This is a genomic window from Shimia sp. (assembly GCF_039969785.1).
Classification (GTDB): domain Bacteria; phylum Pseudomonadota; class Alphaproteobacteria; order Rhodobacterales; family Rhodobacteraceae; genus Shimia.
In genome coordinates this window covers 129,260-154,616 of record NZ_JBDVNC010000018.1, presented here as the reverse complement: position 1 = coordinate 154,616, position 25,357 = coordinate 129,260, and the positions used below count along the sequence as shown (strand labels likewise).

The following is a 25,357-nucleotide window of genomic DNA, read 5'->3' as shown; positions in this document are numbered from 1 at the left end:
GTCTCACTCCCTGTCTTATCTCAAATCGACCCGAAGCATCCGATCGCGTCGCCATGCACCCCGATATCAACGGGCCCGAATTTCGTTTCTGTTACCAGCGAAAAAGTCTCGGTTCCCGGTACCCAGACCACGCGATAATCACCATTGCTCTTTGTGATCGCCCAGCACGTCATCGTCACACCGCCACTGAAAGACACGTCAAGCTTTTGCGGCTCGATCAGTACCGACCGAAAATCCGCCAGCGTCGCCCGATGCCACTCGGCTGACATGGCCTGTCCCTGTCCAACTTTGCGCGTCGCGGCCCCATCCGGATCATAGGCATCCAACTCTGCGGCGATCAGCGCGCTGATCTGGTCCTCGGGGCTGCGGGCCGCAATCACCTCTCCTTCGTCCTGTTCTTCATTTTGCCAAAAATACTCCGGGGGATTGGGGGCTGGCCCCCAATTAGGCCTTTCTCACTCAACAATCTCCGCCGTTTCCAGCACCGCATGCATCAACACATCTGCACCCGCCGCCGCCCATTCACGCGAAATTTCTTCCGCTTCATTATGTGACAGCCCGTCGACACAAGGGCACATCACCATCGCCGTTGGTGCGACCTGATTGATCCAGCAGGCGTCATGCCCCGCGCCCGATATCAAATCACGATGCGAATAGCCCAGCCGCTCTGCCGCGCCACGCACCGCGCTGACGCAGGTTTCGTCAAACTGCACCGGATCAAATCCGCCGACTTTCTCAAAGGCGATGCTCAGCCCCATGTCATCAGCGATTTTCTGGGCCTCAACCTTCAGCCGCGCTTCCATATCCTCGATCACCGACAAATCCGGCGACCGGAAATCCACGGTGAACACCACTTTGCCCGGGATCACGTTGCGCGAATTGGGATAAACATCGATGTGCCCTGCCGCGCCAACCGCGTGCGGTGCATGGCTCCACGCAATCTCATCCACTTTCTCAAGCACCCGCGCCATACCAAGACCTGCGTTTTTGCGCATCGGCATCGGCGTGGACCCGGTGTGGGAATCCTTGCCCTCAATCGTGACCTGCGTCCAGCTCAGCCCCTGTCCATGGGTAACAACGCCAATATCTTTTTCTTCAGCCTCCAGAATGGGGCCCTGCTCAATATGCAGCTCAAAAAACGCATGCATCTTGCGCGCGCCCACAGGCTCATCTCCGCGCCAGCCAATACGGGCCAGCTCATCACCGAATTTCAGACCTTCCGCGTCTTCGCGTTCATAGGCCCAGTCCTGCGTGTGCACACCGGCGAAAACACCCGACGCCAACATCGCGGGTGCATAACGAGTGCCCTCTTCGTTGGTCCAGTTGGTCACCACGATGGGATGTTTTGTCCTGATGCCCAGATCCTTCATCGTGCGCAGGATTTCCAAGCCACCCAGCACACCCAGCACGCCATCATATTTGCCGCCCGTCGGCTGCGTATCCAGATGGGATCCGACATAGACCGGCAACGCCTCGGGGTCGGCACCGGGATAGGTGGCAAACATGTTGCCCATCTGATCCAGCCCCATCTCACAGCCCACAGCCTCGCACCAGCTTTGGAACAACGCGCGCCCTTCGCCGTCTTCATCTGTCACGGTCTGGCGATTATTACCGCCCGCCACGCCGGGTCCGATCCTGGCCATTTCCATCAGGCTGTCCCACAATCGATCCGCATTCACCTTAAGGTTTTCACCCGGTGCCGCCATGACTTCATCTCCCCATGTTTCGCTACGGGCCGTGTGGCCTCTTGCTTTCGCGCGCATCCTGACCGTATGGTCAAATTCAGAGCACCACAACCTGACCAACCGGTCAAGAAAATTCTCAGGTTTTATGACATGGCCCCCACACGCCGCAGCAGCAGCAAAAAAGAGCGACGTCAGGAAAGCGAGAAGCTTATTTTGGCGGCAGCAGAAAAAGTCTTTGCCGAGGCAGGGTTTGGCGGCGCAACCATGCAGTTGATTGCCGATATGGCGGGGCTACCCAAGGCCAATTTACACTATTATTTTCCGACCAAGGAATCCTTGTATCGTCAGGTTGTGCAGAACATATTTCAGATTTGGCTTCAGGCGGCCGACATTTTTGATCAGGCCGACGGCCCTGCCGAGGGAATCGGCGCCTATATTGACGCCAAAATGGAAATCTCGCGCCGCCATCCGGCCGGGTCCAAAGTGTGGGCCTCAGAGGTCATGCACGGGGCACCGGTCATTCAGGATTATCTGGAAACAACTCTGACCGACTGGACCGAAGGGCGCGCCGATGTGATCCGCCGCTGGATCGCCGAAGGTCGCATGGACGATATCGATCCGCGCCATCTGCTCTATATGCTCTGGGCCACCACCCAACATTACGCCGATTTTGGACACCAGATCGAAACCCTGAACCATGGCGCGCCGCTGTCAGATGATCAGTGGAGCGCTGCCAAGACTTCCGTCAAACGCATTATCCTGCGCGGTATCGGGGCCGTGCAGTGACCTGACCCCGGTCTGAAATTCATATCGACGCAGAATGCCCTGTGCAGTAGCGTCCTAGGTTGCGCCCACAGGAAAGATGCCGAATGCCCAATGTTCCAGCCAAGAAACACAGCCGAATTCAACAGCGTAATCGCAAACGCATTCTCGATGCCGCGCTGGAAGTCTTTTCGCGCCTTGGTTATCGGGGCGCGACGCTGGACCAGATCGCGGAAGAGGCCGGTCTCTCCAAACCAAACATTCTCTATTACTTTGAGGGCAAAGAAGACATTCACGTCTCGCTGTTGAACAAGCTTATGGAGACATGGCTTGATCCGCTGGACCATATGAATGCCGATGGCGACCCGTTGACGGAACTGCTTGCTTATGTGCACCGCAAACTTGAGATGTCGCGGGAATATCCCCGGGAAAGCCGTTTGTTTGCCAATGAAATCCTGCAAGGTGCACCACGTATGGCACCACATCTGGAAACCGGTCTCAAACCGCTCTTTGATCGCAAGGTTGCGTTGATCCAAAGCTGGGTTGATGCCGGACGGCTGGCGCCAGTTGATCCGCGCCACCTGATCTTTTCAATCTGGGCCACCACGCAACATTATGCGGATTTTGACGCACAGGTCCGGGTTCTGATGCACGAAGACGCCTCGGTTCTGGACGGCGCCAACACTTTTCTTGAAACGATGTTCCGCAAAATGCTGACGCCATGAGCGTGTCGACCGATGCCGCACCCGGTGCGCAAAGCCACCGAAAGGGCATCGTCGCCGTGGCGTTTATGTTTGCCCTCAATGGTGGATTGTTCGGCATGTGGGCGTCGCGTATTCCGGCGTTCAAAGACTCATTATCACTGAACCATGCAACGTTAGGGTTGATCCTTTTGCTACTGGCGGCAGGGGCAATCCTGTCCTTTCCTCTGGCGGGGCGCTTGTCGGACAAACACGGCGCTGCCCCCATGTCGCGCATGCTGGCGTTCGGCAATTTCCTGTGCCTGTTGGGATTGGCGCTGTCGCCCAATGTGACTTTGCTGGCGGTTACGCTGTTCCTGTTTGGTGCCACCCATGGCGCGATGGATGTCGCCATGAATGCATGGGCAGCTGAGTCTGACCGGGCATCGGAAAAAACGGTCATGCCCGTGTTTCACGCAATCTGGAGCTTTGGCGCCGGGATTGGTGCGATGAGCGGTGTGGTCGCAATCCAATTATCCGCCAGCCCGCTGTTGCATTACGCCGTTGCCGGCACCTGTATCACTGGCCTTGCGCTTTGGTTTGCCAAAATCCCCTGGTCCTCACGCACCGGTCAGTCCCCCGATGGCCCGCTATTTCCACTACCCAAAGGGCCATTGCTGCTGGTTGGCCTGTTGTGCTTCTGCTCGACCTTAGGTGAAGGCGCGATGGCGGATTGGAGTGCCATATACCTGCGCGATGTCACCCAGGCTGGCGAAGGGTTGGCCGCCGCTGGGTATGCGGTTTTCTCTGCCGCCATGGTGCTTGTGCGCCTGTCTGGTGCCGGGCTGACCCGACGGCTTGGTCCGGTTCTTGCGACCCGGATCAGCGGAGGCATGGCATTGGCGGGCGTGATCCTGATCGTAGCGATCGCGAGCCCGCCGGTCACTTTGGTTGGGCTTGCCTTGCTTGGATTGGGCTATGGGTTGGTGGTGCCGCTTGCCTTTTCACGCGCCGCCAACGACCCAAACCTGCCACAGGCTCAGGCGATCTCGCGCGTGGCCACGCTCAGCTATGGCGGGATGTTGCTGGGGCCCGCGCTGATCGGATTTATCGCCGCCGCGTCCTCGTTGCGGGTGTCTTTTGCCTTGCTCGGCATTCTGGCGATGGTCACAATCGCGCTGGCCAGCGTTCTGCGCCCACAAACCCCCTGATCCGCAAAAGACTGCGCCCCCGGCAAAACCAGAGGCGCACTATGTCATGATCAGACGGGAGGATGCGTTGACATGACAAATTTCAGCGGCGCTTCACTCGGCGGCTTGAACCGAGGGATTGTTCGGATGTGTGGTCCAGTTGCCATAGTCCGGCGCCACAGGCTGCCCCGTGCGCTCATCCATGTCGCCAGCGTCCAGCGTACGCATGGTGATACAGCCTTCGACCGGGCACACGTTCACACACAGATTGCAGGCGACACATTCGTCATCTTTGACTGAGAACACACGGTCATCTGTCATCTCAATCGCCTGATGGCTGGTGTCTTCGCATGCGGCATAGCAGCGACCGCATTTGATGCAATCATCCTGATTGATCACCGCCTTGGTCACGTGGTTCAGGTTCAGATACTGCCAATCGGTGACATTAGGCGTCGCCATACCAACGAAGTCGGCGGTGCTTTCATGGCCCTTTTCATCCATCCACTGGCTCAGGCCGGAAATCATTTCCTGCACAATCTTAAAGCCATAGGTCATCGCCGCGGTGCAGACCTGCACATTGCCCGCACCCAGCGCCATGAACTCTGCCGCGTCGCGCCATGTGGTGATGCCGCCAATGCCCGAAATCGGCATATTTGCCGTCGCTGGGTTGCGCGCGATCTCGGCCACCATATTCATCGCAATTGGTTTGACCGCCGGGCCGCAATAGCCGCCATGCGTACCCTTGCCGTCAATCATCGGCTCGGGGCTCATCATGTCCAGATCGACGCTGGTGATCGAATTGATCGTATTGATCAGACTGACCGCGTCCGCCCCGCCCTTAACAGCCGCCTCTGCGGGATAAAGGATGTTGGTAATATTGGGCGTCAGCTTGACGATCACCGGCAAATCCGTCGCCGCTTTGCACCAGCGCGACACCATCTCGATATACTCGGGCACCTGCCCTACGGCTGACCCCATACCGCGTTCGGCCATGCCGTGCGGACAACCAAAGTTCAGCTCGAACCCGTCGCACCCCGTCTCGGCAATCATCGGCAGAATGCGTTTCCACTCATCCTCTTCACACGGCACCATGACGCTCGCGATCAGCGCATGATCCGGGTAGTCCCGCTTGACTCGCAGCATTTCCTCAAGGTTCACTTCCAACGGGCGATCGGTGATCAGCTCGATGTTGTTCAACCCCAAAAGCCGCCTGTCAGCGCCGTAAATGGCCCCATAACGCGGGCCGTTCACATTCACCACCGGCGGCCCCTCGGCCCCCAGCGTTTTCCACACAACCCCACCCCAGCCTGCTTCAAATGCGCGGCGCACGTTGTATTCCTTGTCCGTGGGCGGCGCCGAGGCCAGCCAGAACGGGTTCGGAGATTTGATACCTACGAAGTCACTTGTCAGATCAGCCATTCTACTGTCCTCCCTTACGCCATCAACGAGGCGTGAATATCTTCGGCCGCGTCGCGCCCTTCGCCAACGGCTGTCACCGTCAGATCGTCGCCGCCGCTGGCACAGTCGCCACCCGCCCAGATGCCCGCCACACTGGTGCGTCCGGTCTCATCAACGCTGATCTTACCATGTACCACATCCGGCAATCCGTCGCTGTCCAGCGTCTGACCAATGGCCTTGAACACCTGATCTGCCGCCAGCCGCACAGTTTGCCCGGTCGGGGTCAGATCGTCGTTGGTGTATTCAAATTCGATCTCACGCACCGCGCCGTTTCCAATCACCGCTTTGGGCGAGGCATTGGTGATGATCCGCACACCTTTTGAGGCGGCCAGATCCTGCTCGAATTGCGATGCATTCATGCGATCCCGCCCGCGGCGATACACCAGCGACACGTTCAGCGCGCCCAGCAACTTGGCCTGCACAGCCGCATCCACTGCCGTCATTCCGCCACCGATCACCACAACGTCCCGGCCCACCGGCAGTGTTGTCAGATCGTCGGACTGACGCAGTTCCGCGATGAAATCGACTGCATCATCAACGCCCTCCTTGTCTTCACCATCTACGCCCAGCACATTCACACCGCCCAGACCAATGCCCAGAAACACCGCGTCAAAATCGGTCTGCAGCTGATCCAGCGACAAACCAGCGCCCAGCGCCTTGCCGGTCTCCAGAGTGATCCCGCCAATTTTGAGCAACCAGTCCACTTCGCGTTCCGCAAACCCATCGACCGATTTATAGGCCGCGATGCCAAATTCGTTCAGACCACCCGCCTTGGCGCGTCCGTCATAAACCGTCACGTCATGGCCATACATCGCCAGCCGGTGCGCCGCAGACAGCCCCGCAGGCCCAGCTCCCACCACGGCCACGCGCTTGCCCGTTGCTGCGTCACGCTCAAACGGGTGCACGCCGCTTGCCATCAAAACATCCGTCGCATAGCGCTGCAGCCGCCCGATCTCGACCGGCGATCCTTCGGCAGTTTCACGCACGCACACTTCTTCGCACAGCGTTTCAGTCGGACAGACCCGCGCGCACATGCCGCCCAGAATATTCTGGCTGAAAATAGTACGCGCCGCCGCTTCGGGCGTGCCAGTTGAAATCTGGCGAATAAACAGCGGAATATCGATGTCTGTCGGGCACGCCGTCATACAGGGTGCATCATGGCAGAAATAACAACGATCCGACGCAACCAACGCCTCGTGATCATCTAAACGAGGATGCAAATCCCCAAAATTTTCCGAAATGGCCGCAGCACTCAGTCGCCCTGCTTCAATTCCTTCGCTGAACGGTGTGTTGGACATATTACCTCCCCAAGCACCTTGTTTGGCTATTGAGTCAGGCTCTCACAGGATAATTTTTTTATCAACTGGTAAAATTTCAATTCTGGCAGGAAATTGCGAAACGCCCGAAATTGCATCGGAAATTCGCCGCCGATCCTACATTTCCACAGAAGTTTTGCTTGAAAACTTTGTATCACAGAGTCAGAAATCTAGTGCAAGTTACTACATTCGACCATCTGCTCCTTACCGGCTCAGTCATTCGAAATTGTGACAAGGCCGGGCTGTCGCATGTCGCGGGCAGCACAAATCAGGAGACGACGGAATGGCCACTGGCACCGTAAAATGGTTCAACACAACCAAGGGTTATGGCTTTATTGCACCCGATGATGGCGGCAAGGACATCTTTGTACACATCTCTGCTGTAGAGCGGTCTGGCCTCACCGGTCTGGCCGACAACCAAAAGGTCAGCTACGAGCTGCAGGCGGGTCGTGACGGGCGCGAAAGCGCCGTTGATCTCGCAGCGATATAATCACATCCGGGCGGGGCTTTTACGGCCCCGTCCAGTCAACATCAGACGCCTCTTGAAGGGTCAGTTGCCCATCGGGCCAGGGCACCATCAGCGGCGCGACCACGTTTTCCTCGCCTGACAACCACAGCGCCACATCCTGGCGACGCAGCAACACGCCAATGCGATGGTGAATTGCGGCCACATCCTTGTTGGGCTCGCAAGTCACGGTTGCCACCTGCGGCACCTGCAGCCCACCCGGCGCCGTCCAGACATCGGTGATCGCCACAAAGATCAACGGCTCGGGTCCGGATATGCGCCACGCTGTTTTCCTGCGTTTCTCGCCGGTCCATTCATACCAGCCATCCACGATCACAACCGCCCGACCAACCCCGTCAAACGCGCTTTTGTCAAACACGGTTTCGGATCGCGCATTGACGATTGTCTCCATAACCGGGCGTCCGCGCGCGTTCACCCGCCCCACCGGAATGATACCCCAGCGCATTCTGGCAAAGCCGTCTCCCGTGAGACAGCCCACCTCTTGCCCGGGCTGCATATTGCGGCGCGGCGGCTCATCTGCGACCTGCGCGCTGTCCTGGCCGATCCAGTCCCCGATCCCGGCCATCGGCGTTGTCAGAAAAAACCGCCCCGGCATGACTTACTTCACCGTCTCGACCAGCTTCACAACATACGGCCCAAGCACTTCAACAACCATATCAACACCAACGGGATTGGGATGCAGCCCATCGTCCTGCATCACCCCGCCCAGATCCTGAGCCTCGATCCCGCGCAAACCTTCAAAGAAATCCGGCGCCAGCAAGGTTTCATATTCTTCGGACAGCGCGCCATACATCCCGTCAAACGCCACCTTGTAATCGTCGCCGTAATTCAACGGCGCCTTCATACCGATCAGCAAAACCGCAACCTCCCGGGCCTTGGCTGCCTCAAGAATACCGGCCAGATTGGCCCGGCTGACCGCCGGATCAATGCCGCGCAGGGCGTCGTTTCCACCCAACGTCACAATCATCGCATCCACATCCGGCGTCAGCGTCCAGTCCACGCGCGCCAGCCCGCCTTGCGTGGTGTCACCGGATACTCCGGCGTTAATCAACCTGACCTCACTACCCTGTGACGTCAGCCAGCGTTGCATCTCGGGTACAAACCCGTCATCCATCGCCAATCCATACCCATGCGTCAGGCTGTCGCCCAATGCCGCCACCACCACAGGCTCGGCCATGGCAGGCGTCACCAGTAAAAGACTAAGGCCCAACGCCTTGCCCCTCACTTTCGCGTGCCCATATAGTTCTGAAACAATTGACAACAGGCGATCTCCCGAATGACTTCCATCCTTTCCCTTAAAGATGCCGCTTTGGCGCTGGATAGCAATGCCGGGCGTGTGGAAATTCTGCACGGCATCACGCTCGAAGTTCACAAAGGCGAGACTTTGGCGCTTGTCGGACCCTCAGGATCGGGGAAATCTTCGCTGTTGATGTTGATGGGCGGGCTGGAACGCGCCACTGGCGGGCAGATCACCGCGCTGGACCAAAACCTGAGCGCCATGTCCGAAGACGCGCTGGCCCGGTTTCGACGCGCCAATATGGGCGTGGTGTTCCAGAACTTTCATCTGATCCCCACCATGACCGCGCTGGAAAACGTTGCCACACCGCTGGAACTGGCCGGACATCGCGATGCGATGGAGCGCGCCCGCGCCGAATTGGACGCGGTTGGCCTTGGGCATCGCGGGGATCATTATCCCAGCCAGTTGTCGGGCGGCGAACAACAGCGCGTGGCGCTGGCGCGCGCCTCGGCACCGTCGCCGCAAATACTGCTGGCGGACGAACCGACCGGCAATCTGGATCAAAGCACGGGCGAGATTATTATGGATCTGTTGTTTGACATGCATGCCAAACGCGGCACTACGCTGGTGCTGGTGACACATTCCAACGCGCTGGCGCAACGCTGCTCGCGCGTGGTCCGGTTGCGCGACGGTCTGATCGCAGATGCAACGGACGCCGCCGCATGAGCTTTGCTCAGGCCAGCCGCCTTGCCCGACGTGAAATCCGCGGCGGTCTGCGCGGCTTCACGGTATTTCTGGCCTGCCTTGCTTTGGGCGTCGCAACAATTGCCGCGATTGGCTCTGTCCGCGCCGCGATCGAGGCTGGCCTTGCCACCGAAGGCGCCGCCCTTTTGGGGGGCGACGCCGAGATGAGCTTTACCTATCGCCGGGCGACGGATGACGAACGCGCATGGATGGATCAGAACACATTGGCCACATCCGAGCTGATCGATTTCCGCTCAATGGCCGTGGTCACACAAGGCGATAGCTCTGACCGCGCGCTGACTCAAGTCAAAGCCATCGACAGCGCTTACCCGCTTGTGGGCAGCGTGCAACTTGACCCACCGCAGCCGCTGGACACGGCCATGGCCGGACAAGACGGGTTGCCCGGCGCCGTTGTGCAGGAATTGCTGGCTGATCGTTTGGAACTGGAAATAGGTGACACATTTGCGCTTGGTCAGCAGGACTTTGTTCTGATGGCCCGCCTGATCCGCGAACCGGACAGTTCCGGGGGTTTTGGCCTAGCGCCGCGCACTATTGTAACGCTGGACGGGCTTAGCAACTCAGGGCTTTTGTCGCCCGGCACCCTGTTCACATCACATTACCGGCTGGACCTGCCGCCCAACCCTGACCTTGTGGCGCTGGAACAAGACGCGCTGGCGCAGTTTGAAAGCACCGGCCTGCGCTGGCGTGACAGCCGCAATGGCGCACCGGGGATCACCCGGTTTGTGGAGCGGTTTGGCGCGTTTCTGATCCTTGTCGGGCTGGCCGGACTGGCTGTGGGTGGTGTGGGCGTGTCCACTGCGATCCGCGCCTATCTGGCGCGAAAGACCGAAGTGATTGCCATCCTGCGCAGTCTGGGCGCGGAACGGAACACGATCTTTCTGACCTACTTTTTGCAAATCGGTATGGTGGCGAGTGTCGGAATTGCCGCCGGGCTGTTGATCGGCGCACTGACCCCGATCCTGCTCGCCCCACTTATCCTGTCTGTACTGCCCTTTCCGGCGGTGTTCACAGTCTATCCGCTTCCCCTGTTTGAGGCCGCGCTCTATGGCGCGTTGACCGCTGCAATCTTTACGCTCTGGCCGCTGGCACGGATCGAAGATGTGCGTCCGACCTCTTTGTTCCGCGACGCTTTGGGTGCGCGCACATCACTGCCTGCGCTGCGCTATCTGATTGCTGTCGCCTTGTTGCTGGCGGTGCTCGTCGGGGTTGCAGCATGGCTGTCAGGATCGACCCGCCTGACGCTGTGGTTCGCTGGTGGCGTTGTTGCGGCGATGGTGTTTTTGTCACTGGCGGCCCTTGGCCTGCGGGCGTTGATCCGTGCCCTGCCGCGCCGCGCCCTGCGCGCGCCTGCGCTCAACTGGGCCTTAAACGCCATATCGCGGTCGCGCGAAGCAACCACACCGGTGGTGATGTCGCTGGGGCTGGGCCTGTCGGTTCTGGCCACGATTGGTCAGGTCGACGGCAATCTGCGCAACGCCATTGCCCGCGATCTGCCGGACGTGGCGCCGTCGTTTTTCTTTGTCGACATTCAAAAAGATCAGATGCCTGGGTTTCAGGCACAGATGGATGCCAATGCGGCCGTGTCTAAGGTTGAAAACGCCCCCATGCTGCGCGGCGTGGTCACGCGGATCAACGACGTTCCGGCCCGCGAAGTGGCTGGAGATCACTGGGTGATCCGGGGCGACCGGGGTCTGACCTATGCAGACGAAATGCCCGCCAACACCAAGCTGACCGCCGGAGAATGGTGGGGACCGGGATATGACGCCCCCCCCCAGATCAGCTTTGCCGAAGAAGAAGCGCTGGAAATCGGGATCAAGCTGGGCGACGCGATCACCGTGAATGTGCTGGGCCGTGATATCACGGCGACAGTCACAAGCTTTCGGGAGGTGGATTTTTCGACCGCTGGCATGGGCTTTGTGATCACCATGAACGCCGCCGCGCTGTCTGGTGCGCCGCATAGTTTCATCGCTACGGTTTATGCCGAAGAAGCGGCCGAAGCTGGGATTTTGCGCAGCCTGTCAGAGGCCTATCCCAACATCACCGCAATCCATGTGCGCGAAGCGGTGGGGCGTGTGTCGACACTGGTTGGACAGCTGGCCAATGCCACCACCTATGGCGCAGCGGCGATCCTGCTGACCGGATTTCTGGTCATTATCGGGGCAGCGGCGGCCGGACAACAAGGGCGTACCTATGAGGCGGCTGTGCTGAAAACCATGGGCGCCGTGCGGTCCCAGATCCTGAGCAGCTTTGCCCTGCGTGCGGCATTGCTGGGGGCGGCGGCGGGTCTGGTTGCGCTGGCGATTGGGCTGACCGGTGCGTGGGCCGTGATGACCTTTGTCATGGAAAGCGATTTTACGGTGATCTGGTCCAACGCGCTGATCGTGGTCACAGCAGGTCTGATGGCCAATCTGCTGGCCGGGCTGTTTTTTGCGCTGCCGTCCCTTGGTGTGCGTCCGGCCCGTATCCTGCGCGCGCGCGACTAATAAACCGGAGCGCTCCCGCCATCTTCGGGCCCTTGCGGGCCCTGCCAGACGTTGGGCCAGGCTCAGCATAAATGCTGAGCCTGTTGGGGGCGCTGCCCCGTCTCAGACCAACTGAGACTCCCCGAGTATTCTGGCCGGAGTACTTTTGAGAAGATGAAATCCGGCGCCGGGTTATTCGGCGGCGTCTTCGTAATCTTCCATCGGCGGGCAGATGCAGACCAGATTGCGATCCCCCCAGGCATTGTCGACCCGGTTGACCGGTGGCCAGTATTTATCGACCCGGAACGCGCCCGGCGGGAAACAGCCCTGTTCGCGGCTATAAGGCCGGTCCCAGTCGCGCACGAGGTCTTCCATTGTGTGCGGCGCCATTTTCAGCGGGTTGACCTCGGCATCAATGCGCCCTTCTTCGATGTCGCGGATTTCCTCGCGGATCGCCAGCATGGCATCGATGAACCGGTCCAGTTCTGCCTTGGTTTCGGATTCGGTGGGTTCGATCATCAGCGTGCCCGCCACAGGCCAGCTCATAGTTGGGGCGTGAAAGCCGCAATCCATCAGGCGTTTGGCGATGTCATCGACGCTGACCCCAGCGCTGTCGGCAAAGGGGCGCGTATCGATGATGCACTCATGCGCAACCCGGCCCGTCGGCCCGCGGTAAAGCACGTCAAATGCGCCTTCCAACCGCTTTGCGATATAGTTGGCGTTCAGGATTGCCACACGTGTCGCCTGGGTCAGCCCCTCGCCGCCCATCATCAGGCAATAGGCCCAGCTGATCGTCAGGATCGACGCCGAACCATAAGGCGCTGCAGACACAGGCCCCTCGGCGCCGCCTGATTGCGGATGGCCCGGAAGGTGCGGTACCAGATGCGCCTTGACCCCAATCGGCCCCATGCCGGGACCACCCCCGCCATGCGGAATGGCAAAGGTCTTATGCAGGTTGAGGTGGCTGACATCGCCGCCCAGATCACCCGGACGGCTGAGCCCGACCATGGCATTCATGTTGGCGCCATCAATATAAACCTGCCCGCCATGCTGATGCGTGATCGCGGTCACATCGGTCACGGTTTCCTCAAACACGCCGTGCGTCGAGGGATAGGTGATCATGCAGCCGGCAAGGTTCTCAGAGTGCTTTTCCGCCTTTTCGCGGAAATCCTCCAGATCGATATCGCCGTTCTCTGCTGACTTCACCGGCACCACTTTCCAGCCCACCATCATGGCGCTGGCAGGGTTGGTGCCATGCGCGCTCATCGGGATCAGACAGATGTTGCGGTGCCCTTCGCCATTGCCCCGGTGATAGGCCGCAATTGTCAGCAGCCCGGCATATTCGCCCTGCGCGCCCGAGTTGGGCTGCATCGAGATCGCATCATAACCGGTGATATCGCACAGCTTGACAGACAGATCATCGATCAGTTCTGCGTAGCCCTGTGCCTGATCCAGCGGGGCAAACGGGTGGATATAGGCGTATTCCGGCCAGCTGAGCGGCATCATTTCCGCGGCAGAATTCAGCTTCATGGTGCACGAGCCCAGCGGGATCATCGCGCGGTCAAGCGCCAGATCGCGATCCGCCAGGCGCCGCATATAGCGCATCATTTCCGTCTCGGCCCGGTTCATGTGGAAAATCGGATGGGTCAGGTATTCGCTGCGTCGATGCATGTCATCGGGCACCCGGTATTCGGGTTCAAAGTCATCATCTGCCCGTTCGATACCAAACGCCCGCCAGACCCGTTCGATGGTTTCGGGGCGGGTGGTTTCATCAATCGAAATCCCGACCCGTTTTTCGCCAACAGCGCGCAGATTGACACGCTCGTCGCGCGCCGATTTCAGCACCGCCGCCTGCAATGGACCCACGTCCACGGTGATCGTATCAAAGAACACTTTCGGGTCGACTTTGAACCCGGCGTCTTCCAGACCACGCGCCAGACGGGCGGTTTTGCGGTGGATACGCTGGGCAATCGCCTTAAGCCCCTTAGGGCCATGAAACACGCCATACATCGACGCCATCACCGCCAGCAAAGCCTGCGCTGTACAGACGTTCGAATTGGCTTTTTCGCGGCGGATATGTTGTTCGCGGGTCTGCAACGACAAGCGATAGGCGCGGTTGCCCTGGCTGTCGATTGACACACCAATAATGCGCCCGGGCATGGCCCGCTTATAAGCGTCTTTGGTGGCCATATAGGCCGCGTGCGGTCCGCCATAGCCCACCGGAACACCAAAACGCTGGGTCGAGCCGATGGCAATATCGGCCCCCATTGCGCCCGGTTCCTTGAGCAGGGTCAGCGCCAGCGGATCTGCGGACACAATGCCGATGGCTTTGTGGTCATGCAGCGCGCTCATGTGATCGGTAAAGTCACGCACATGGCCATAGGTTCCGGGATACTGGAACAGCGCGCCAAACACGGTGCTGGCATCCATCTTGTCCGGGTTGCCAACGATCACCTCGATGCCCAGAGGCTCGGCGCGGGTTTTCACCACGGCGATATTTTGAGGATGACAGTCGCGGTCGACGAAAAACGCCTTTTGCTTGGACTTGCTGACACGCTGCGCCATGGTCATTGCTTCGGCGCAGGCGGTGGATTCATCCAGCAGTGACGCATTGGCAATTTCCAGCCCCGTCAGATCGCTGATCATGGTCTGAAAGTTCAGCAGCGCCTCAAGGCGCCCTTGCGAAATCTCGGGCTGATAGGGCGTGTATGCCGTGTACCATGCCGGGTTTTCCAGAATATTACGCTGAATGGCGGGCGGCGTGACCGTGCCGTGATACCCCTGCCCGATCAGCGAAGTGTAGACTTCGTTCTTGCTGGCGGTTTCACGCATATGGTGCAACAGTTCGCGTTCGGACATCGGGCGGCCAAAGTCCAGCGGCGCCTTTTGGCGGATGCTTTGGGGCACCGTGTCATCAATCAGCGCATCCAGATCAGCCGCGCTCACCACGTCCAGCATCTCGTCCATCTCTTCGGGCGAAGGGCCGATATGGCGCCGATTGGCAAAATCATAAGGCAGGTATTCTGTCGGTTTGAAGGGCATGGCATCCTCCCGGAAACAAAGCATCAGGTGGCGCGCCCTGTTCAGGGCACGCCGGTCAGTCAAAATTGGGCGCAACGCCCCGATATGCGGGCGCAAAGGCCCCGGCAGGACGTTAGCCGATAAAGGTCTTGTACTCGGCTTCGTCCATGTAATCGTCCATCTGGCCAGGATCGGCGGCCTTGATCTTGAAGAACCAGGCATCGCCCAGCGGGTCTTCGTTTACCTTGCCCGGATCTTCCACGATGGCGTTGTTCACTTCGACAATCTCGCCATCAATCGGGGCCAGAATATCGCTGGCGGCCTTGACCGATTCCAGGACACAGACTTCTTCGTCCTTGGTCACTTCGGTGCCGGCTTCGGGCAGTTCCACAAACACCACGTCGCCCAGTTGCTCGCTGGCATGATCGGTGATCCCGACCACAACCAGATCATCTTCGACGCGCAGCCATTCGTGTTCTTCGGTAAATTTCATTGCCTAGTCTCCTGTTGCTCAGCGTTTGAAATTGGCGGGGACCAGCGGCATCTTTGCCACCGTAACGGGCATACGTTTGCCCCGGACCTCACCAAAAATTTCTGTTCCGACAGCTGCTTGCGCGCTGCCGACATATCCCATGGCCACCGGCCCGTTCAGCGTCGGGCCAAATCCGCCCGATGTGACTTCTCCAATCGGATCACCGCCGTCTGCCGCAGCAAAAAGCTGTGTACCCGCACGCATGGGGGCACGTCCCTGTGGGGACAAGCCAACCCGCTTGCGCGCCACACCTTCGGCCAGATCACCAAAGATGCGCGACACACCCGGAAATCCCCCGGCGCGGTCGCCGCCCTGACGGCGAGCTTTCTGAATGGCCCATGTCAGACCGGCCTCGATGGGCGACGTGTCTGCGTCAATATCATTGCCATATAGGCACAAACCAGCCTCAAGGCGCAGGCTGTCGCGCGCGCCAAGACCAATCGCCTCAACCTCATCCATCGCCAGCAAAGCGCGGCAGACCGCATCAGCATCACTGTTGGGGATCGAAATTTCGTACCCATCCTCGCCGGAATAGCCCGAGCGGGAAATCCAGCAGACGGCCCCGTTCAGATCAATGGTCGCCACATCCATAAACGACATGTCAATCACAGCCGGGTTCAACCGTGCCAGCGCCGCCTCGGCAGCGGGGCCCTGGAGCGCGACCAGCGCACGATCCGTGATCGTCTCAACTGAAATCTCAGGCTCAAGCACGGACCGCATACGATCAATGTCGGCATCTTTGCAGGCCGCGTTCACCACGACAAACAAATGATCGCCGCGATTGGCAAACATCAGATCGTCTTCGATACCGCCCGAGGCGTTGGTGAACAGCCCGTACCGCTGACGTCCTTCGCCCAGGCCAAGCACATCCATCGGCACCATCGTCTCAAACGCCTGTGCAATAGCCGCGTAATCCGGGCCGCGCAGAATCACCTGCCCCATGTGGCTGACGTCAAACAGACCTGCCGACGCACGCGTGTGCAGATGTTCTTTCATCACGCCCAGCCCGTATTGCACAGGCATTTCATACCCGGCAAACGGCACCATCTTGGCGCCAAGCTCTGCATGCAGATCAAAAAGCGGTGTGCGCTTCAACTCTTCCATGGCTCTCGCCCCCCTGTTTCCGGCGCATCCATGAAGGAAGGTTCCGGCATCCCATAACCGCGCAAACTTGTTGCGCGTGTGATGCCCCCTCTGTCCTTTCGCCTGAGATCGTTATCCCTTCGGCGGACGCATAACGCGCCTCTCTCCAGAGTCTGTCTTCAGATGTCTCGGTCCTTGCAGCCTGAGAGTTTCCGGGGCGGTTGCTCCTTCGGCACCGGACAAGTCCAGTTCTCCCGAGTCATCTGTGGTGTACCGTAGTGTGCAGTTCGCGCGCTGGCAAGACCAGAAAATGTCGCTTACTGAGCAGCTTGTGTCGCGCATGGACCTGGCGCAAGAATATTGAGCAAGGCGCTGTTGTCACATACCAATGCATCCAGTGTGACATCGTCCAGCCGCAGATAAAACGCCTCGGCGGCATCCTGCAGCGCATACCGCAACCGACAGGCTTCGGTCAGGGGACAGGAATTGTCGACATCCGCAAAGCACTCGGTCAAAGGCACCGGCGCCTCCATGATGCGAAAAATCTCGCCAATGCTGATCTGTGAGGCCGGTCGGGCCAGTTCCAGCCCGCCATTGCGGCCGCGCTGGGTGTTGATCACGCCCATCTGCGCCAGTTGGTTGATCACCTGAGCCAGATGGTTTTCCGAGGCGTTGCACCGCCCCGCAATCTCATGTTTTGTCACCAGGCGACCGCTGTGAGCGGTACAGAACATCAGCACTCGAATCGCGATGTTGGTTCGTTTTGTGATACGCACGAGAGGTTCCGCCCTTGTTCTGGTTCTATCCCTTATGGCGCATGAGGGGCCTTGCGGAATTGACATGGATCAAGAGTGTGGCAGGGTGCGCATTATGAAAGCCCCATATTTCTTTGGCTACGGCAGCCTCGTGAACCGCGATACGCATCAGTATGGCGATACCCATCCCGCCCGCCTGACAGGGTGGCGCCGCGTCTGGCGTCATACCGATTTGCGCGCGCTGGCCTATCTGACAATCGAACCGGATCCGCATTGCGAGATCGAAGGGTTAATCGCACATGTGCCGGATGGCGACTGGGCCGCGCTGGACGAACGGGAACGGGCCTATGACCGGATTGACGCCAATCACGCGGTGTCACATCCCAAGCCAGCCGCAATCGACGTGGCCACCTATACGGTCCCAAAAGGCAAACACGGCGCGCCCGACACAGAACATCCCGTACTGCTGAGCTACGTCGACACGGTTGTTCAGGGATATCTGCGGGAATTTGGAGAGGCTGGCGTGGCGCGATTCTTTGCCACCACCCATGGCTGGTCAGCCCCGATGCTGAACGATCGCGCGGCGCCACGGTATCCACGGTATGAACCTGTCTCTGAAGCCGCCATCGATCTGGTGGATGAAGGTCTGCACCAGCAACAGGCGACACTTATCACCTGACCCGGCGTGCTCCCGCCCCCCTGAAGCGCAACACGTTGCGCGGCAGGGCGTTGGGCGTGGCCGCGCAAGCGCGGCATGGCGTTGGGCGTGGCCGCGCAAGCGCGGCAGGGAGCGCTGCTCCCTCTTGGCCTCTGGCGCGGCCAATTCACCCTTGGAGTATTTTTTGCAAAATGAAGTGGTGAGGCGCGCGTTAACCGCGCGCCTTGATCACCTGCAGCAGCGGCATCAGCGACGACATATCGGGCCCGTGGCTTTGCCCTGTCAGGGCTTTGCGCAAAGGCATGAACAGGCCCCGCCCCTTGCGCCCGGTCGCGGCTTTTACATCTGCCGTCCATTTGCCCCAGGTATCATCGTCAAACGGCCCGTCTGGCAGCAAGGTCATGGCCTGTGCGATGAACTCCCGATCTTCTGCGTCAATGTCCGGCTCGGCACCGTTGGCAAACAGGTCCCACCATCCTTTGAAGTCTTTGCGCGTGGTGATATTGGCCTTGGTCACATCCCAGAAACGCGCGGCCAGGTCACCCGGCACGCCGGCATCGGCAACATCCTGCGCCACGTCTTCCAGCGGCAAGTCATGCAACAGCTTTGCCGTTAGCGGATACAGATCGGCAACGTCAAACTTGGTGGGCGCCGCGCCAAAATGAGTAATTTCAAACCCGTCTGCAATCGCGTCCATCGCTCCGCGCAGCTCAATCGGGTCGCTTGATCCCAAACGCGCCATCAGGCTCAGCAGCGCCATCGGCTCAACGCCCGCCTCGCGCAGGTCGCGCAGCGCCAATGTGCCCAAACGTTTGGACAAAGCCTCGCCTTGTGGCCCGGTTAGCAGCGAATGGTGCGCAAAACCTGGCACGCTTCCGCCCAGCGCCTCAATGATCTGGATTTGCGTGGCCGTGTTGGTCACATGGTCCGACCCACGCACCACATTCGTGATGCCATAGTCGATGTCGTCACAAACCGAAGCCAGCGTGTAGAGAAACTGACCATCGCCCCGGATCAGCACCGGATCAGACACGCTTGCTGCGTCGATCGAGCGATGTCCCAGAATACCGTCGTCCCATTCGATCCGGGTTTGATCCAGCTTAAAGCGCCAGTGACCATTGCCGCGCTCGGCCCGCAGATTGGTCTTCTCATCCTCGGACAAGGCCAGAGCAGACCGGTCATAGACCGGCGGATTGCCCATGTTCAGCTGTTTCTTGCGCTTCAGGTCCAGCTCTGTCGGGCTTTCAAAGCACTCATAAAACCGCCCCATGTCGCGCAGCGTCTGGGCTGCGTCTTCATAACGTTCCAACCGGTCAGATTGACGTTCCATCCGACCCCATGTCAGACCCAACCACTCAAGATCCTGCTGAATTCCGTCGACATATTCCTGCTTGCTGCGTTCGGGGTCGGTGTCATCAATCCGCAGGATGAACTCCCCGCCTGCCTTGCGGGCAATCAGATAGTTCATCAGCGCGGTGCGCAGGTTGCCAACATGAATATAGCCGGTCGGCGACGGGGCGAAACGTGTGGTCGTCATGGTAATCTCCTGTTGCCGCATCCCTTTCCACACCTGACCCGCTTTGTCCACTACCCGACCACGCCGTGACGCCTGACAATTAAGACAAAGCGCCAATCCGAGGCGGCGCCCATTGGGCGACACCGAGACCAACCTGTGCGCCGCAGACGCGCCTTTAGAATGAAATCTGCGCTACAATACCGGCCGGTGTGACCGGAACACCCGGCTCACCGGGATCACCCGGCAAAATTATTTCATCAGCCGAAGACTTGCCCGCCAGTTGGTTCAAAGCAGCTTCAACCTCAGCGCGATGCTGCTCAGATACCCGATCCTCTTCGCAAGCCCCTTTGATTGTCCATCGGTTATAAGAAATTGGTCCGGCGACCGCGCCGGAAACCACCCGCGGCGCGACGTCGCTTTTCTGGACTTTGCGCTCAAAAATCAATGTCTGGATCGCTTCAGCAATGACCTCGGCACTTTCCTGAAAGGTCATCTGCGCAACACCCTGCTCTGCTGGCGTGGCATCGCCATCTGTCAGGCAATGGCGCGCGACGAAAATCCAGTCATGCACCATATAGGCGGGCGCATATCCCCATGGTGAAAAGCCCTGAAACAATCGGGCGGCCCTCGGGATCGAGCCGCCATCCGTATACATCATCTCGGGCATGATCACCGGCAGACTAGCCGACGCATTATTGCGCTCAAACCGCAGCGGCGCGCCCGGTGCAGGAACAAATACAAACTTTTCCTCGCTGACCCACATGACCAGCAGGGATCCTTTGAACCGGCCAACCGGTGCATTTTCATAATCGACCGATCCACAACCCATCAGAATCGACAGACAAAAAAAACTTAATAAAACGCGCATGTCATGCAGTTTGCCGTGAGACGCGCGTCACGTAAACAACTTTTACGAGAACAATCCACGGCCGCGCCGCCCGACAGACCGCCAATAATTACTGCGGATGTACTGGCCACAACGCATGCAGATCGCGCATTCCTGTCTCTATCAACTCTTCCAGAACGCTCAGATCGATATCGTCCAGCTTGTTTACATACAGGCAACTGCGGCCCAGTTTGTGCTTGCCAAGTCGCTGCAGGATTGTCTCGTAGTCCTGATATCCCGGCATGATGTAAATCGACATCTGCGCCTTGCGTGGGCTAAACCCTGTCGCCAGAAAATCGCCTTCACGTCCGGTTTTATAGCGATAGTGATAGCGACCAAAGCCCACGATACTATCACCCCACATCACAGCAGGAAAACCGGTCACCCGCCCGAACAGCTCTAACAAAACCAATCCATCCTCGCGGCGGCGGGCGGGTTCCGCTTTGGCCAGAAAATCGACCGGATCAACGTCTGTGGCGATTGTTTTGTTGGCACTCATAAAGCTTATCGTTGTCAATTCTGCGTGATTTTCAATCCAATTGTCGTTTCTGTGCGTAAAATCGATATTATCCGGTTTATCGAGATTCACGACCGTCAGAGAGGACACGTCATGCTGAAGACTCCACACATCAATCGTCGCCATTTGCTTATGGGGGCTGCCGCGCTGCCGCTTGCCGGGGCCGCAAGCCCTGCGCTGGCCGCTGCTGACATGCTTGGGGTGGGCACAACCCGCTTTAACCGCATGAAACTTGGCGGCTTCGAAGTCACCACTCTTTTGGCGGGCACCCGCGCCGTCGAAGGACCGCAAACAATCTTTGGCCTCAACGCGTCTGAGGAAGACTTCAACGCCACCTCAAAGGCCAACAACATCCCAACCGATGCGGCCCAGTTCTTCTTTACCCCAACTGTGGTCAATACCGGGTCCGAGTTGGTGCTGTTTGATACCGGCCTGAACCCCGGTGGCATCACCGAAACGCTCAAGGCTGCCGGATATACACCTGATCAGATCGACACTGTGGTGATCACCCACATGCACGGCGATCATATTGGCGGCGTCGCTGGCGAGGCAGGGCTGACATTCCCCAACGCCCGCCACGTCACCGGCGCGATCGAGTTCAATGCGTGGGACAAGGCAGGCAAAAACAAAGCGTTTGAGGCCAAAATCCGTCCCAATGCCGACCGCTTTGAAATGCTCGACCCCGGTGCGTCCGTCGCGTCCGGTATCACCTCTGTCGCAGCCTATGGGCACACGCCCGGACACATGGCCTATATGATTGAAAGCAATGGCAAACAGCTTGTGATCGCTGCGGATTTTGCCAACCACTATGTGTGGTCGCTTGCCCACCCTGACTGGGAGGTCAAGTTTGACATGGACAAGCCTGCCGCTGCCGAAACCCGCAAAAAGATGCTGGGCATGATGGCGGCCGATAACATTCCGTTTGTCGGCTATCACATGCCGTGGCCGGGTGTTGGATTTGTTGAGTCTCATAACAACCAGTTCAAATACGTCCCTGCATCTTATCAACTAATGCTGGGTTGATCCCTTTCCCGGTCCGACATGTCTGTCGGGCCGGGTTTTCATAGGGCGCTGGACCATGGCATACTTTGCTGATGCAGACCCCAACCTTTCCCGGTTTCACCAGATGGCACAGGCTGCCATTGACGGATTTCCAACGGCGTTTCGCTCTGCCGCGTGCAACGTTGTTGTGCAGATCACGGACTGGCCGCCCAAGGATGTACTCGGCGATCTGGGCATAACAAATCCGGCGGACCTGACCGGGCTTTACGAAGGCATCCCCCTGCCCCTGAAATCTGTCAGTGATCCGGCCCCCCTGCCCGATATGGTCTGGCTGTTTCGCGAACCAATCCTCAATGAATGGCGTGCGCGGGGCGACATCGCGCTGGCGGACCTTGTTGCCGATGTGACCGTGCATGAATTCGCGCATCACTTTGGCTGGTCAGACGCAGACATCGCCAGAATCGACCGCTGGTGGGAATAAACCGTGAGCGCTAACAGAAAGCGCTGGACCTGCCCGCCGCGATGGCCATACTGCAGCGGAATCTGCTGGGGAGTAGCCGCGACATGCCTGATATCCTGACTGTGACACTGAATCCATGCGTGGATCTGGCGACCGGGATCAGCGCGCTGGAGCCCGGCCTGAAACTGCGCTGTTCGGACCCTGCATTTGACCCCGGCGGCGGTGGCATCAATGTCAGCCGCGCGATCAAGCTGCTCGGCGGGCGCTCTGCAGCACTGGTTGCGATCGGCGGAAATAACGGCGCGCGCCTGTTGGAATTGCTGACTCAGGAAGGCATCGCAACCGTGGGCTTTCAGGGCCCCGGCGAAACCCGTCAAAGCCTGTCCGTCACCTCTGAAGCAGATGGCGGGCAATACCGGTTTGTCCTGCCCGGCCCGTCGTGGAGCGAAAACGATTTGCGCCGTGCGCTGGACACCATTGATCAGGCAACAGGGCGCGAAACTCTGGTTGTGCTGTCTGGCAGCCAGCCACCGGGCGTGGCCAAGAATTTTCCCGCAATCCTGTCGGGCCACGTTCAGGACCGTCGCGCCCGTCTTGTGGTCGACACGTCTGGACCTGCGCTGGCCAATCTGGTCGAGGACCCACACGAATCGCTGCATGTTCTGCGCATGGACGCAGAAGAAGCCGAAGGGCTGGCAGGTCGTGCCCTGCCGAGCCGCGCCGATACGGCCGCCTTTGCCCGCAGCCTCGTTGACCGGGGCATTGCCCGCTACGTGCTGGTGTCGCGCGGTCCGGACGGGTCCGTTCTGGCAACCTCCGATGGCTGCTGGCACGCGGTGTCACCCCGGGTCAAAGTTGTCAGCGCGGTCGGCGCCGGCGACAGCTTTGTTGGTGGATTCACCTATGCGTTGTCCAGAAATGACGCACCGCCCGAGTGTTTGCGCCTTGCCGTAGCAACCGCCGCATCAGCGGTCACAACCGAGGCAACCCGTCTTTGCGACCCGGATATGGTCAGGGACATGATGCCACAAATTGACGTCACCGAGATTTAACCTCCCGGTTTTGCACCCGACGCCGTCTCTCGGTCGCGCAGACGTCCAACAAGGCGTCTGCCTCAGCTCGGATCGCGGAACCGGTTCACAATCGGATAACGCCGGTCCAACCAGAACGCCTTTTTGCTCAGCCGCGCACCGGGCGCTGACTGAAAGCGTTTGTATTCGCTGATATACACCAGCGATTCCACCCGTTTGACGATTTCCCGGTCAAACCCTGCCGCGACAATCTCGGCAACGGATTTTTCCTCATCCACCAACATCAGCAGAATCGCATCCAGCACGTCGTAGGGCGGCAGGCTGTCTTCGTCTTTCTGATCCGGGCGCAACTCGGCAGAGGGTGGCTTTTCGATGATCGGTACCGGGATAACTTCGCCCGCAGGCCCCATCATCCAGTCGCGATGCACCTCGTTGCGCCAGCGAGAGGTTTCAAACACGCGGGTCTTGTACATGTCCTTGATCGGATTGTACCCGCCCGCCATGTCACCATAGATCGTGGCATAGCCCACCGCGACCTCGGATTTATTGCCTGTGGTCAGCAGCATTTCGCCAAATTTATTGGACATCGCCATCAACAATAGTCCACGCAGGCGCGACTGGATGTTTTCCTCGGCCAACCCGGACTCTAACCCTTCGAACAACGGGGCCAGCGTATTGGTGATGGCGTCGCGCCCTTCGCGGATCGGCACAAAATCGTATCGGCATCCCAACCGTTCCGCGATGTCTTTGGCGTCATCCAGCGAGCCTTGCGAGGTGTATTCAGACGGCAGCATCACGCAGCGCACGTTTTCCGCGCCCAGCGCGTCTACGGCAATGGTGGCCACCAACGCCGAATCAATGCCGCCCGACAGGCCCAGCAGAACCTTTTTGAATCCAGTTTTACCCATATAGTCGCGCAGCGCCTCGACGCAGACGCGATAATCCTGCTCTTCTCCGGCGGGCAAAATAGCCTTGTCACCGTCACCACACCGCCAGCCACGATCCGTGCGGGTGAATTCCACATGCGCCACGACCTCGTCAAAAACCGGCAATTGCATGGCCAGCTCGCCGCCCGGGTTCAGCACAAAAGAGCCCCCGTCGAACACCTGATCATCCTGACCACCCACCATATTGAGATAGACCAGCGGCAATCCGGTTTCGACCACACGGGCCACCATATGGCTCATGCGGCGATCAAACTTGTCCCGGTAATAAGGCGACCCATTGGGCACGACGAGGATTTCCGCGCCGGTTTCTTCCAGTGTCTCGGACACATCCTCAAACCACGCATCCTCACAGATCGGCGACCCGATGCGCACACCATTGACGTCATAAGGACCGCCCAGCGGGCCATGATCAAACAGCCTTTCTTCGTCAAAAACTGTGTAATTGGGCAAATGATGCTTCAGATGGCGATGCACCACCTTGCCATCTCTCAGCACAAAATAGGCGTTGTACAAACGGTCGCCATCGACATACGGCCCGCCCACGGCGACCGTTGGACCATCTGCACACTCCACCGCCAGCTGCGCGATCACATCCATTGCGGCGCGCTGCAGCGCTGGTTTCTTGATCAGGTCCTGCGCGTTGTAGCCAACGATGAACATCTCGGGAAACGCCACAAGGTCAGATCCGGCGGCCTTGGCCTCTGCCCAGATGGCGCGCACTTTGGCGGCATTGCCGTTCAGGTCGCCCATGGTCGGGTTGGCTTGTGCCATTGTCAGGCGGAAAGTGTCAGCCATATTGGCCTCCTGTCGCATCGCTTACAGGCAGATTTAGCAGAACCCACGGCAGGGAAAAGCGTAAAACTGCAAA

General features: G+C 59.1%; 24 protein-coding genes and 1 riboswitch. Of the genes, 10 read left to right on the top strand and 14 right to left on the bottom strand.

Features of this window, described 5'->3' with window-relative positions:
* Positions 1–20 precede the first annotated feature (20 nt).
* A complete protein-coding gene (locus ABJI08_RS10165; protein WP_348401723.1) occupies positions 21–380 on the bottom strand; it encodes a hypothetical protein in 360 nt (119 codons plus the stop codon).
* A 75-nt stretch (positions 381–455) separates the two neighbouring features.
* Positions 456–1,706, bottom strand: coding sequence for a Zn-dependent hydrolase (locus ABJI08_RS10160; RefSeq protein ID WP_348401722.1), 1,251 nt, complete (start codon positions 1,704–1,706; stop codon positions 456–458).
* 129 nt (positions 1,707–1,835) lie between these two features.
* On the opposite strand from ABJI08_RS10160, the gene ABJI08_RS10155 reads away from it, so the two are divergent.
* The 3 genes from ABJI08_RS10155 to ABJI08_RS10145 all read left to right on the top strand — a co-directional run bounded on the left by ABJI08_RS10155 (position 1,836) and on the right by ABJI08_RS10145 (position 4,338).
* Positions 1,836–2,471 carry a TetR/AcrR family transcriptional regulator gene (locus ABJI08_RS10155; RefSeq protein WP_348401721.1) on the top strand — a complete coding sequence of 212 codons (636 nt, stop codon included), beginning with the start codon at positions 1,836–1,838 and terminating at the stop codon, positions 2,469–2,471.
* Positions 2,472–2,554: 83 nt separating this feature from the next.
* Positions 2,555–3,172, top strand: a complete 618-nt coding sequence (locus ABJI08_RS10150; RefSeq protein ID WP_348401720.1) for a TetR family transcriptional regulator C-terminal domain-containing protein — start codon at positions 2,555–2,557, stop codon at positions 3,170–3,172.
* Positions 3,169–4,338, top strand: coding sequence for an MFS transporter (locus tag ABJI08_RS10145; RefSeq protein WP_348401719.1), 1,170 nt, complete (start codon positions 3,169–3,171; stop codon positions 4,336–4,338). Before ABJI08_RS10150 ends, ABJI08_RS10145 begins: the two co-directional genes overlap by 4 nt.
* Before the next feature lie 93 nt (positions 4,339–4,431).
* Here the strand turns inward: ABJI08_RS10145 and preA are convergent, their stop codons facing one another.
* On the bottom strand, positions 4,432–5,736 hold the full coding sequence (preA, locus tag ABJI08_RS10140) for an NAD-dependent dihydropyrimidine dehydrogenase subunit PreA (RefSeq protein WP_348401718.1): 1,305 nt from the start codon (positions 5,734–5,736) through the stop codon (positions 4,432–4,434).
* 14 nt (positions 5,737–5,750) lie between these two features.
* A complete protein-coding gene (locus tag ABJI08_RS10135; protein WP_348401717.1) occupies positions 5,751–7,073 on the bottom strand; it encodes an NAD(P)-dependent oxidoreductase in 1,323 nt (440 codons plus the stop codon).
* A 301-nt stretch (positions 7,074–7,374) separates the two neighbouring features.
* On the opposite strand from ABJI08_RS10135, the gene ABJI08_RS10130 reads away from it, so the two are divergent.
* The gene (locus ABJI08_RS10130) at positions 7,375–7,581 is read left to right on the top strand and encodes a cold-shock protein (RefSeq protein WP_348401716.1); all 207 of its coding nucleotides are present in this window, start codon (positions 7,375–7,377) and stop codon (positions 7,579–7,581) included.
* A gap of 19 nt (positions 7,582–7,600) precedes the next feature.
* Here the strand turns inward: ABJI08_RS10130 and ABJI08_RS10125 are convergent, their stop codons facing one another.
* Together ABJI08_RS10125 and ABJI08_RS10120 are read right to left on the bottom strand one after the other, a co-directional pair.
* Positions 7,601–8,212, bottom strand: coding sequence for an SOS response-associated peptidase family protein (locus tag ABJI08_RS10125; protein ID WP_348401715.1), 612 nt, complete (start codon positions 8,210–8,212; stop codon positions 7,601–7,603).
* Between the two features lie 3 nt (positions 8,213–8,215).
* Positions 8,216–8,794 carry an arylesterase gene (locus ABJI08_RS10120; protein ID WP_348401842.1) on the bottom strand — a complete coding sequence of 193 codons (579 nt, stop codon included), beginning with the start codon at positions 8,792–8,794 and terminating at the stop codon, positions 8,216–8,218.
* Between the two features lie 99 nt (positions 8,795–8,893).
* On the opposite strand from ABJI08_RS10120, the gene ABJI08_RS10115 reads away from it, so the two are divergent.
* On the top strand, positions 8,894–9,580 hold the full coding sequence (locus ABJI08_RS10115) for an ABC transporter ATP-binding protein (protein ID WP_348401714.1): 687 nt from the start codon (positions 8,894–8,896) through the stop codon (positions 9,578–9,580).
* On the top strand, positions 9,577–12,102 hold the full coding sequence (locus ABJI08_RS10110; RefSeq protein ID WP_348401713.1) for an FtsX-like permease family protein: 2,526 nt from the start codon (positions 9,577–9,579) through the stop codon (positions 12,100–12,102). The genes ABJI08_RS10115 and ABJI08_RS10110 overlap by 4 nt, the downstream gene beginning before the upstream one ends.
* Positions 12,103–12,273: 171 nt before the next feature.
* Here ABJI08_RS10110 and gcvP read toward each other — a convergent pair whose 3' ends face one another.
* The 4 genes from gcvP to ABJI08_RS10090 all read right to left on the bottom strand — a co-directional run bounded on the left by gcvP (position 12,274) and on the right by ABJI08_RS10090 (position 17,493).
* Positions 12,274–15,123, bottom strand: a complete 2,850-nt coding sequence (gene gcvP / locus ABJI08_RS10105; RefSeq protein WP_348401712.1) for an aminomethyl-transferring glycine dehydrogenase — start codon at positions 15,121–15,123, stop codon at positions 12,274–12,276.
* A gap of 112 nt (positions 15,124–15,235) precedes the next feature.
* Complete coding sequence (gene gcvH, locus ABJI08_RS10100; RefSeq protein ID WP_348401711.1) at positions 15,236–15,595, bottom strand: glycine cleavage system protein GcvH; 360 nt, start codon at positions 15,593–15,595, stop codon at positions 15,236–15,238.
* Positions 15,596–15,613: 18 nt separating this feature from the next.
* On the bottom strand, positions 15,614–16,738 hold the full coding sequence (gene gcvT, locus ABJI08_RS10095) for a glycine cleavage system aminomethyltransferase GcvT (RefSeq protein ID WP_348401710.1): 1,125 nt from the start codon (positions 16,736–16,738) through the stop codon (positions 15,614–15,616).
* A 158-nt stretch (positions 16,739–16,896) separates the two neighbouring features.
* Positions 16,897–16,984: riboswitch (glycine riboswitch) on the bottom strand.
* Between the two features lie 50 nt (positions 16,985–17,034).
* Positions 17,035–17,493 (bottom strand): Rrf2 family transcriptional regulator, encoded by a 459-nt coding sequence (locus ABJI08_RS10090; protein WP_348401709.1) that lies wholly within the window; start codon positions 17,491–17,493, stop codon positions 17,035–17,037.
* A 94-nt stretch (positions 17,494–17,587) separates the two neighbouring features.
* Here ABJI08_RS10090 and ABJI08_RS10085 point away from each other — a divergent pair, with 94 nt between their 5' ends.
* Complete coding sequence (locus tag ABJI08_RS10085) at positions 17,588–18,151, top strand: gamma-glutamylcyclotransferase family protein (RefSeq protein WP_348401708.1); 564 nt, start codon at positions 17,588–17,590, stop codon at positions 18,149–18,151.
* A 190-nt stretch (positions 18,152–18,341) separates the two neighbouring features.
* Here ABJI08_RS10085 and gltX read toward each other — a convergent pair whose 3' ends face one another.
* From gltX to ABJI08_RS10070, 3 genes are all read right to left on the bottom strand, one after another.
* On the bottom strand, positions 18,342–19,667 hold the full coding sequence (gltX, locus tag ABJI08_RS10080) for a glutamate--tRNA ligase (RefSeq protein WP_348401707.1): 1,326 nt from the start codon (positions 19,665–19,667) through the stop codon (positions 18,342–18,344).
* Positions 19,668–19,821: 154 nt separating this feature from the next.
* The gene (locus tag ABJI08_RS10075; protein ID WP_348401706.1) at positions 19,822–20,514 is read right to left on the bottom strand and encodes a hypothetical protein; all 693 of its coding nucleotides are present in this window, start codon (positions 20,512–20,514) and stop codon (positions 19,822–19,824) included.
* An 88-nt stretch (positions 20,515–20,602) separates the two neighbouring features.
* Positions 20,603–21,031, bottom strand: coding sequence for a DUF1801 domain-containing protein (locus ABJI08_RS10070; protein WP_348401705.1), 429 nt, complete (start codon positions 21,029–21,031; stop codon positions 20,603–20,605).
* A gap of 111 nt (positions 21,032–21,142) precedes the next feature.
* On the opposite strand from ABJI08_RS10070, the gene ABJI08_RS10065 reads away from it, so the two are divergent.
* The 3 genes from ABJI08_RS10065 to ABJI08_RS10055 all read left to right on the top strand — a co-directional run bounded on the left by ABJI08_RS10065 (position 21,143) and on the right by ABJI08_RS10055 (position 23,563).
* A complete protein-coding gene (locus ABJI08_RS10065; protein ID WP_348401704.1) occupies positions 21,143–22,072 on the top strand; it encodes an MBL fold metallo-hydrolase in 930 nt (309 codons plus the stop codon).
* 55 nt (positions 22,073–22,127) lie between these two features.
* Positions 22,128–22,532 carry a metallopeptidase family protein gene (locus ABJI08_RS10060; protein ID WP_348401703.1) on the top strand — a complete coding sequence of 135 codons (405 nt, stop codon included), beginning with the start codon at positions 22,128–22,130 and terminating at the stop codon, positions 22,530–22,532.
* Positions 22,533–22,615: 83 nt separating this feature from the next.
* Entirely contained in the window at positions 22,616–23,563 is a 948-nt protein-coding gene (locus ABJI08_RS10055; protein WP_348401702.1) for a 1-phosphofructokinase family hexose kinase, read from the top strand.
* Positions 23,564–23,625: 62 nt separating this feature from the next.
* Here ABJI08_RS10055 and ABJI08_RS10050 read toward each other — a convergent pair whose 3' ends face one another.
* Complete coding sequence (locus ABJI08_RS10050; protein WP_348401701.1) at positions 23,626–25,284, bottom strand: NAD+ synthase; 1,659 nt, start codon at positions 25,282–25,284, stop codon at positions 23,626–23,628.
* Positions 25,285–25,357 lie beyond the last annotated feature (73 nt).

What these genes read in the sequence shown, in the direction of transcription:
- ABJI08_RS10160 (WP_348401722.1), bottom strand. Translation starts at nt 1,706, where the DNA reads ATGGCGGCACCGGGTGAAAACCTTAAGGTGAATGCGGATCGATTGTGG.
- ABJI08_RS10155 (WP_348401721.1), top strand. Translation starts at nt 1,836, where the DNA reads ATGGCCCCCACACGCCGCAGCAGCAGCAAAAAAGAGCGACGTCAGGAA.
- ABJI08_RS10150 (WP_348401720.1), top strand. Translation starts at nt 2,555, where the DNA reads ATGCCCAATGTTCCAGCCAAGAAACACAGCCGAATTCAACAGCGTAAT.
- ABJI08_RS10145 (WP_348401719.1), top strand. Translation starts at nt 3,169, where the DNA reads ATGAGCGTGTCGACCGATGCCGCACCCGGTGCGCAAAGCCACCGAAAG.
- preA (WP_348401718.1), bottom strand. Translation starts at nt 5,736, where the DNA reads ATGGCTGATCTGACAAGTGACTTCGTAGGTATCAAATCTCCGAACCCG.
- ABJI08_RS10135 (WP_348401717.1), bottom strand. Translation starts at nt 7,073, where the DNA reads ATGTCCAACACACCGTTCAGCGAAGGAATTGAAGCAGGGCGACTGAGT.
- ABJI08_RS10130 (WP_348401716.1), top strand. Translation starts at nt 7,375, where the DNA reads ATGGCCACTGGCACCGTAAAATGGTTCAACACAACCAAGGGTTATGGC.
- ABJI08_RS10125 (WP_348401715.1), bottom strand. Translation starts at nt 8,212, where the DNA reads ATGCCGGGGCGGTTTTTTCTGACAACGCCGATGGCCGGGATCGGGGAC.
- ABJI08_RS10120 (WP_348401842.1), bottom strand. Translation starts at nt 8,794, where the DNA reads ATGGCCGAGCCTGTGGTGGTGGCGGCATTGGGCGACAGCCTGACGCAT.
- ABJI08_RS10115 (WP_348401714.1), top strand. Translation starts at nt 8,894, where the DNA reads ATGACTTCCATCCTTTCCCTTAAAGATGCCGCTTTGGCGCTGGATAGC.
- ABJI08_RS10110 (WP_348401713.1), top strand. Translation starts at nt 9,577, where the DNA reads ATGAGCTTTGCTCAGGCCAGCCGCCTTGCCCGACGTGAAATCCGCGGC.
- gcvP (WP_348401712.1), bottom strand. Translation starts at nt 15,123, where the DNA reads ATGCCCTTCAAACCGACAGAATACCTGCCTTATGATTTTGCCAATCGG.
- gcvH (WP_348401711.1), bottom strand. Translation starts at nt 15,595, where the DNA reads ATGAAATTTACCGAAGAACACGAATGGCTGCGCGTCGAAGATGATCTG.
- gcvT (WP_348401710.1), bottom strand. Translation starts at nt 16,738, where the DNA reads ATGGAAGAGTTGAAGCGCACACCGCTTTTTGATCTGCATGCAGAGCTT.
- ABJI08_RS10085 (WP_348401708.1), top strand. Translation starts at nt 17,588, where the DNA reads ATGAAAGCCCCATATTTCTTTGGCTACGGCAGCCTCGTGAACCGCGAT.
- gltX (WP_348401707.1), bottom strand. Translation starts at nt 19,667, where the DNA reads ATGACGACCACACGTTTCGCCCCGTCGCCGACCGGCTATATTCATGTT.
- ABJI08_RS10075 (WP_348401706.1), bottom strand. Translation starts at nt 20,514, where the DNA reads ATGCGCGTTTTATTAAGTTTTTTTTGTCTGTCGATTCTGATGGGTTGT.
- ABJI08_RS10070 (WP_348401705.1), bottom strand. Translation starts at nt 21,031, where the DNA reads ATGAGTGCCAACAAAACAATCGCCACAGACGTTGATCCGGTCGATTTT.
- ABJI08_RS10065 (WP_348401704.1), top strand. Translation starts at nt 21,143, where the DNA reads ATGCTGAAGACTCCACACATCAATCGTCGCCATTTGCTTATGGGGGCT.
- ABJI08_RS10060 (WP_348401703.1), top strand. Translation starts at nt 22,128, where the DNA reads ATGGCATACTTTGCTGATGCAGACCCCAACCTTTCCCGGTTTCACCAG.
- ABJI08_RS10055 (WP_348401702.1), top strand. Translation starts at nt 22,616, where the DNA reads ATGCCTGATATCCTGACTGTGACACTGAATCCATGCGTGGATCTGGCG.
- ABJI08_RS10050 (WP_348401701.1), bottom strand. Translation starts at nt 25,284, where the DNA reads ATGGCTGACACTTTCCGCCTGACAATGGCACAAGCCAACCCGACCATG.